Origin of the sequence: Tepidanaerobacter sp. EBM-38 (assembly GCA_001896545.1) — a bacterium.
Classification (GTDB): Bacteria; Bacillota; Thermosediminibacteria; order Thermosediminibacterales; family Tepidanaerobacteraceae; genus Tepidanaerobacter.
Map to the genome: position 1 here is coordinate 1 of MPOT01000015.1, position 6,748 is coordinate 6,748.

The following is a 6,748-nucleotide window of genomic DNA, read 5'->3' on the forward strand; positions in this document are numbered from 1 at the left end:
CTATACAGAAACTCATGACTTGTAAAGAATATGAAGGAGAATATGGAAATGGCAGGCATTTTGATATACACAGCTTCGCCTGACTCCGAAGGAAGCCTTTTCCTTGAATTACGCCGCATGTCACAGCTGCGCCATTCTTCCAGAAACAAGCTGTGAAATCGCAAATTCATTTTTGGATAGGGCAGCTGTCGTAGGAACCATTGAAGACAGAAACCTTGGGTTTTTGGGAGGGCTATAACAAGGCGGTAGAAGTGCTACATCTGCCACATTATGTAGAAGACGAAAATACTCATTACTTGCGTGAAGATTTAATATAAAAATGCTGTTAATTGAACCGGGAGATATTGATTCCTTAGCGTATGGAATAATCGAATTAATCTCCAACGGAAAATTAAGAAAATTATTATCGGAACGAGGCAGGCAGACAGCACTGGATTTTGATGCAAAAATTATAGCGAAGAAATGGGAAGAATACTTATATAATATTGTTGAAGCAAATAAGTAGTTTGATAAACTCTTAAATAATTATTTAGGGAGATAGCTGAAAGCCTTGGCGCAAGAGTGATACATGAAAAGTGGCAGGATGATTTCAGCAAAGCGCGAAATACTGCTATATAACATGCCAAATCTGATTGGATATTGTTCATGGATGCGGAAGTTACAAAGCAAGATATATGATTGCTTTTTGTTATGAAAAATTAGGTCAACTGCATGATGCTGTACAAGAATACACCAAGTTGCTTATAGCAAAACCCGGCTATGGACAGGTCTTCAGGAAACTTTTTGAGATATTTGTTAAAAATGAAAAGCCTGGAACTGTAAGAGAATTTTTTGACAAGTATGTAGAAAAAACAAATTCGGCAAACTTTGCTATATTGGCTCAGTTATACTTGGATATTGGAGAATTTGATACAGCATTGCAATATCTTGAAGAAATTAATGTTGACATTATATTATTGTCCTACAACAACAAACAAAAAAACCAAGTTTTTTATAAGCACAAGCACCCTAAGCCAGGTATACCAACGATTATAGAAGAGTATTTTATGCGGGAGTTTTTTCGGAGTGCATCTTATTATAGAGAACATTAAACTCGTTTCAGGGGACCAAACATTAAAACCTGACTGGTATCTATTGTTTCTCCTTTTTCTTTGAGTAACATTTTCTATCTCTTTAATAATTTCACCTGCAGGGACTACATCTGCCAAGGAATCCAGCGCATGTTCAACCAGAGAGGGATAAATCTCCTCTAAATCTTTCCGGTTATTAAACATTATATCGGTTGCATACTCACACTGGTCTACACACCAATAATACCCCATACTAAAGGTATCCTGTATAGTAGATAAATATGGATTTAGCTTTGAAACAATTGCATCCAGCCTGCCGGTAAGCTTAACTGATTCTATTTTATTGGCTATTTCCTGTGCTTTTTCTATGTCTGAAATATATGTAAAACTGTTATCATATCGCCTGTATTCAATACCCTCTTTATCTAATTTTTTTGCCAGATACTCTCTGCCGTTTATATATACCTGAACCATAAATGGAAACTATGATTGTAGTTTAATATGCATGAAACCAAACTCTGAATCAAGAAAGTAGAAGTAGAAATATAAACATTTGCGGTTTACATTTCTTAGTTCCAATTTCTGAGTCTCTTTATTCGGTATTGCTTGAAGGGAAGAACACAACTCGACTGTTGCAATTGTACAAATTAAGCCTGATTCTATAGGATTATCTTTAAGAGCTTTTAGCGCAGTAGCTTCCTTAGATATTTTAGATGAATTTAAGTATATGTATGGCCGATTTACTTTATCAGTCAACTGTTTAATATGATTTTTCAAATCTTCTGTTACCCTGTTAGCATATGATCCAAAATCTTTGTATAGAATATTGTTCGCACTCAAAAAATGACGTTTACCTGAAGGACTATAAAACTGTCGGATATGACCTTTAATAATTATCCTATCAAATGTACTTAAAACTCCATTGATTTTATCTTGATATTTCTTTATAATCTTCATATAGACACCTCATCCGTTCGCTCAGGGAGATTTAGTCTCCGATATTAATGTATTTTAGATGCAAAGTGTGCCATAGAGCACGTGTGGATTATACCACAATTGAGCGATGGGCCATAGCCCTTTGGGAGGTGTCTATATTCTTTTTAATTATTTGTGAGGATTGGCCTGTTCCGAATTCTGACTTCTTACTACTTTGATTGAAGCCAACGGCTTCGGTATGCTATAATTAACGGTAGAAGAGAATATAAAAATGTGATATTAACTTTGCTAAGATTTACTAAAGACTGCTTTGCAGTCGGGGAGAGGGATGTGTTATGGGAAAAGTAAGAACACCGGAACCGGCAACGCCCATTGTCAGTGTTTTCACCCCGGATGAAGGATTGTTTGAACCTGTGAGGCAGACTCTGTCCGAACGGCTGGGATCGTGTATTTACGAAAGCTTGGTGCTGCCATTTAATCATACCGACTACTACACTGCCGAAATGGGTCATGACATAAAGCGACGTATTTTTGCCTTCAGAGCGCAGCAGCCCTTTTCCCCGCAAGGCCTGTTGACTGCCATGAGCCATTATAACATTATAATCCGCAACTTCGGCTCGGATAAAGCCACGTTCAAAGTCAGTATGAATCTTACCGGCAGCTTGAGGTGCTTTAGTGCCCTTGCTAATAGTCCAGGCACGGACTTCCTTAGACTCTACAGTAAAGAAGGTTATAAGGCCCAAAAGTTTATAACCGGCTTTTATCAGCCTGTCAAGCCCCGGTTCTTCCAGACCGTATTCTGTAAGCAGTTCCTTCCTTTCTTCTTCAGCCAGTTCTGCAAGCTCTGCCTCTATTTTAGCGCAGATTGCTATAACCTCAGCACCTTCTTTAGCAGCATACTCTTCAACTTTTTTTACATATTCATTCTCCTCGCCTGACATTAAATCATCTTCAGAGACATTTGCCACATAAATCACAGGTTTTGATGTTAGCAAAAACATATGTTTTACGATTTCCTGCTCCTCAGGAGTAAATTCTAACGAATGTGCCGGCAAATTCCGTTCAAGAGCATCTTTTATTCGCTCAAGATTAATTATCTCTATATCCCTTATTGGGTCCACATTTCCATCTACATGAACAACATTCGGGTCATCAAAACACCTAACAACATGGATAGTTGCATCAACCTCTCGAATATGTGAAAGAAACTTATTCCCAAGCCCCTCACCTCGATTGGCTCCCTTAACAAGGTCTGCTATATCAACGAATTCTATACAAAAGAGTGTAGATAAAACTGCATTACAGGGCAACAAGAAGGATACAAAGTAAACTTTATATATAAAAATGTATTTTTATGGTATAATATTCTCAGTAAGTACAGCTTCTTCTTAAAGAATTTATAAAAAGACGCCATTATAAAGGATGATGGCATAATTGCACTTTAGAATTTCCATGCAGTGTCCGTACCACGATAAATAAAAGCATACACTTCATCTAAAGAAAGAATTGTTTTTGCTTTCCTTTTCGGATCCTTGGCAAGAGATAAAGCAAGAAACAATAGTGACATTGATTTGGGCATATATCTATCTCCTACCTGTGAAGAGGATTTCTTTAGATTGAAGATGAATTATAAAAGTGAACTGGAGCAGGCCCTAAAAATGCCTGTTGATATAGTAATCATGAACGATGCCCCACCGCTTTTAAATCATCAGATATTTACCGATGGCATACCTATAAAAAACAAAGATCAGAAAACCTTAACTAATTTTAGAGTGAGAAATTTTTATTTTTATCAAGACCAAAGGATTATTATGAATCAACAAAAAAAAGAATAAATGAAGAGTTGTTAAATGGTAAATAGAGAGATTATTTTCTAAAAAAGTAAATTTGATAAGATACCACATTGACAGAATTCTCCTAAAGAGCAATATATCATTAGATGAATTTTTAAGTGATGATGATACGAAAGATATCGTTTGCCATAATCTTTTCATACTATTGCAAAATACTATAGATACATGCTCACATATTATTTCTGACGAAGGCATGGAAGAACCGGCAGTTTTTTCTGATATGGCAGACATTCTTACAAAAGAAAAAGTAATACGGGAAGATTTAAAACAGCCCTTGAAAAATATGATGGGTCTTAGAAATATAATAGCTCATCAATATGGCGATATAGATTTTAAAATAATATATAAAATTGTAAAAGATGATTTAAAGGATATCTATAGATTTTTATAGGATATAATCAATTATTCGGGACTGTAGTGTAGATTCTTCATGGGAAGTATAAAAGTATATTCAATTGATGAAATTAATCAGAAAAACTGGAACCATAATATTTTCAAAAGAAATGAGGAGATGATAATGACATCGGAAGAAATGATACAATATAAAGAACACCTAAAAAAGACCGTTGAAGTTAAAAAACAATATCTGGAGAAAAGATATAAAAAAGCTTGGGGAATCGCCAAAAAAGCAGCTGCAATCCTTCATCAAAAATATAAAGCAGAAAAAGTATGGGTATTCGGTTCTCTTGCAAATAAAGAAATGTTTAATTTATGGTCAGATATAGATATAGCTGTCAAAGGGATTCCACCTGAACTTTTCTATAAATCCGTGGGCGAAGTAACTTCTCTCGCATCGGATTTTAGTATAGACGTGGTAGATATTGAAGACTGCAGCTCTTCATTACGGGAGAATATTGAAAAGGGGGGTATTCTAGTATGATTAACAGATATCTAACTCTTTCAGCTAGAATAAAGCAGGAAATGTCGGAGATCCACTCAAGCGTTGAACGTGCTAAAGCAGCATGGGAAAAAGCTTATAGTCAATCAGATTCCTTATTATTAGATAGTGCTGCTTTAAACCTCCATGATTTTTATGGCGGTCTAGAACGACTTTTCCAATTGATAGCAGAAAATATGGATGGCACAATACCGACTGGAGCTAGTTGGCACCAAGAATTACTACGGCAGATGACCGCAGATATTCCAAAAATAAGACCAGCAGTAATAGATGTTGATTTAAGAAGTAAATTGGATGATTATAGAGCATTTCGACATATAGTCAGAAATGTATATGCCCACAATTTTATTCCAGAGAAGATGAAACCATTAGTGGATAACTTAGATGATGTCTACAGCAAAATCGAAGAGAAACTAAAAAGTTTTTGCACTTTCCTTGAAAGCATTTAAAAGAATTTTGAACCGCATTCTGCGGTTTTTTTGTTTTAGGAAGAAAATAACTGGCATCTAACAGGAGAAATAACGCTATTTTCTAAGCATTTGGCGACATAGTCAAAATGCAAGAAGAACTAAACATTGAGTTTACTAAAGTAGAAAAAAGATATTTAAGCCAGCCATATAGGCCGAATAAAAAGGAATTTGTAAATTTTTGACGTAATAATTACCCATACAAAATTAATGATATAATGACTAAAAGATCTGTACAAGCTTAGGACGTGATAAAAGATGAAAAACAGTGAATTAAAATTATACGAAAAAGGAAACCTTGAAAAAGAAGCTAAACCGTTTTTAAAATGGGCAGGCGGTAAAACCCAGTTATTAAATGAGCTGGCCAGCAGGTTGCCGCTGAAAATAAAGACGTCAAAAACTATTGATAGATATGTAGAACCCTTTGTAGGTGGTGGTGCTTTTTTCTTTTTTTTAAAAAGTAATTATGAGGTGAAAGAGTCATTTCTCTATGATATAAACAAGGAATTAATTATCGGGTATAAAGTTATTCAAAAGGATGTTCAAGAATTAATGTACGAACTTGAAAGAATTGAAGATGAATATATAAACCTACCTGAAATTGATAGAAAAGAATATTATTACAAAACAAGAGATGAATATAATAATCAGCAGGATAATTTTAATTATGAAACATATAACAGCGATTGGATAAAAAGAGCAGCTTATTTGATATTTTTAAATAAAACATGCTTTAACGGTTTATTCAGACAAAATAAAAAAGGTGCTTTTTTAATCCTAAGCAATTCCGATCCTAAAAATGTAGACATGTATGATGACTTTTTTGATGTTCTTTATTCCGGCTTCAAAATCGAGCGAGTAAATGCCAAAAGATCTATTAACTGCGATGGCAAAAAGCGAGGCAGTATTAAAGAACTGGTTATAAGAAATTATGATTGATACCAAATAATTGTAAGTCTACGCCATATTGGGAACACCAAGTTGAAAAATATAATTTTTATCTGATAATGCATGAACATTTGTTTGTTTTCAGAAAACCCAAAAAGGGCGAAGACTTAAGCAGGGTAAGATACAGTATGGGACTGAGTAAATAATTTACCTCCGTCCCCAAAAATGGATCGTCCTCAAATATTCACTGCAAGGGAGGATTTTAGGTATAATTGTAGAAATATATAAATATTTGTATTTTTTGGTATAGAAAAGGAGTAGGAGATAATGAAAACTATTTAGGATTTAGATTTATTGGTTGAGAAATACAAGCGAAATTCAAAGCTAGGTTTAAATAATTCGGAAGCTGCGATGGAAGGAATTCAATTTTTACTTAGAGGTGACACACAATCTAGAGGCAAAGGCATGAAATATGTTTTTGAATTTCCTAATGATATTGGAGTTAATGCTTTTTTTAATTACTATAGGGTGCTGGATGAAGAAGAAAAAAATAAGGCTATACAGAAACTCATGACTTGTAAAGAATATGAAGGAGAATATGGAAATGGCAGGCATTTTGATATACACAGCTTCGCC

9 protein-coding genes and 5 pseudogenes are annotated in these 6,748 nt (G+C 34.7%); 11 read left to right on the forward strand and 3 right to left on the reverse strand.

The features are described from left to right. Positions 1 to 45: 45 nt before the first annotated feature. From BUC45_RS11915 to BUC45_RS11920, 3 genes and pseudogenes are all read left to right on the forward strand, one after another. Positions 46 to 238, forward strand: a pseudogene (locus BUC45_RS11915) (hypothetical protein); the annotation flags it as partial. 81 nt (positions 239 to 319) lie between these two features. Then, a complete protein-coding gene (locus BUC45_RS00815) occupies positions 320 to 505 on the forward strand; it encodes a hypothetical protein (RefSeq protein WP_296969470.1) in 186 nt (61 codons plus the stop codon). A gap of 169 nt (positions 506 to 674) precedes the next feature. After that, positions 675 to 731: pseudogene (locus tag BUC45_RS11920) on the forward strand (hypothetical protein); the annotation flags it as partial. Positions 732 to 953: 222 nt separating this feature from the next. On the opposite strand, the gene BUC45_RS00820 reads toward BUC45_RS11920, so the two are convergent. Next, positions 954 to 1,544: a hypothetical protein gene (locus BUC45_RS00820; RefSeq protein WP_296969472.1), complete on the reverse strand. Its 591-nt coding sequence runs from the start codon at positions 1,542 to 1,544 to the stop codon at positions 954 to 956. A 9-nt stretch (positions 1,545 to 1,553) separates the two neighbouring features. After that, positions 1,554 to 2,027, reverse strand: a complete 474-nt coding sequence (locus BUC45_RS00825) for a hypothetical protein (protein ID WP_296969473.1) — start codon at positions 2,025 to 2,027, stop codon at positions 1,554 to 1,556. A gap of 314 nt (positions 2,028 to 2,341) precedes the next feature. Here BUC45_RS00825 and BUC45_RS11925 point away from each other — a divergent pair. Further along, a pseudogene (locus BUC45_RS11925) lies at positions 2,342 to 2,494 on the forward strand (hypothetical protein); the annotation flags it as partial. Here the strand turns inward: BUC45_RS11925 and BUC45_RS00830 are convergent. Then, positions 2,492 to 3,280 (reverse strand): annotated as a pseudogene (locus BUC45_RS00830) (DUF933 domain-containing protein); the annotation flags it as partial. The pseudogenes BUC45_RS11925 and BUC45_RS00830 sit on opposite strands and share 3 nt — an antisense overlap. Before the next feature lie 258 nt (positions 3,281 to 3,538). Here BUC45_RS00830 and BUC45_RS00835 point away from each other — a divergent pair. The 7 genes and pseudogenes from BUC45_RS00835 to BUC45_RS00860 all read left to right on the forward strand — a co-directional run. Beyond that, entirely contained in the window at positions 3,539 to 3,841 is a 303-nt protein-coding gene (locus BUC45_RS00835; protein WP_296969477.1) for a nucleotidyltransferase domain-containing protein, read from the forward strand. A 52-nt stretch (positions 3,842 to 3,893) separates the two neighbouring features. Next, entirely contained in the window at positions 3,894 to 4,250 is a 357-nt protein-coding gene (locus BUC45_RS00840; protein WP_296969478.1) for a DUF86 domain-containing protein, read from the forward strand. Positions 4,251 to 4,289: 39 nt separating this feature from the next. Further along, positions 4,290 to 4,739: a nucleotidyltransferase family protein gene (locus BUC45_RS00845; protein ID WP_231848322.1), complete on the forward strand. Its 450-nt coding sequence runs from the start codon at positions 4,290 to 4,292 to the stop codon at positions 4,737 to 4,739. After that, positions 4,736 to 5,206: a hypothetical protein gene (locus BUC45_RS00850; protein WP_013777951.1), complete on the forward strand. Its 471-nt coding sequence runs from the start codon at positions 4,736 to 4,738 to the stop codon at positions 5,204 to 5,206. Before BUC45_RS00845 ends, BUC45_RS00850 begins: the two co-directional genes overlap by 4 nt. Before the next feature lie 276 nt (positions 5,207 to 5,482). Next, positions 5,483 to 6,163 carry a Dam family site-specific DNA-(adenine-N6)-methyltransferase gene (locus tag BUC45_RS00855; RefSeq protein WP_296969480.1) on the forward strand — a complete coding sequence of 227 codons (681 nt, stop codon included), beginning with the start codon at positions 5,483 to 5,485 and terminating at the stop codon, positions 6,161 to 6,163. Then, a pseudogene (locus tag BUC45_RS11930) lies at positions 6,163 to 6,318 on the forward strand (site-specific DNA-methyltransferase); the annotation flags it as partial. The gene BUC45_RS00855 and the pseudogene BUC45_RS11930, both read left to right, overlap by 1 nt. Before the next feature lie 148 nt (positions 6,319 to 6,466). Continuing rightward, positions 6,467 to 6,748: hypothetical protein (locus BUC45_RS00860; protein WP_296969483.1), on the forward strand; the 282-nt coding region annotated here is incomplete at its 3' end.

Excerpts from the sequence above, each read along its gene's own strand:
- BUC45_RS00825 (WP_296969473.1), bottom strand. The coding sequence starts at position 2,027 with ATGAAGATTATAAAGAAATATCAAGATAAAATCAATGGAGTTTTAAGT.
- BUC45_RS00820 (WP_296969472.1), bottom strand. The coding sequence starts at position 1,544 with ATGGTTCAGGTATATATAAACGGCAGAGAGTATCTGGCAAAAAAATTA.
- BUC45_RS00850 (WP_013777951.1), top strand. The coding sequence starts at position 4,736 with ATGATTAACAGATATCTAACTCTTTCAGCTAGAATAAAGCAGGAAATG.
- BUC45_RS00845 (WP_231848322.1), top strand. The coding sequence starts at position 4,290 with ATGGGAAGTATAAAAGTATATTCAATTGATGAAATTAATCAGAAAAAC.
- BUC45_RS00855 (WP_296969480.1), top strand. The coding sequence starts at position 5,483 with ATGAAAAACAGTGAATTAAAATTATACGAAAAAGGAAACCTTGAAAAA.
- BUC45_RS00815 (WP_296969470.1), top strand. The coding sequence starts at position 320 with ATGCTGTTAATTGAACCGGGAGATATTGATTCCTTAGCGTATGGAATA.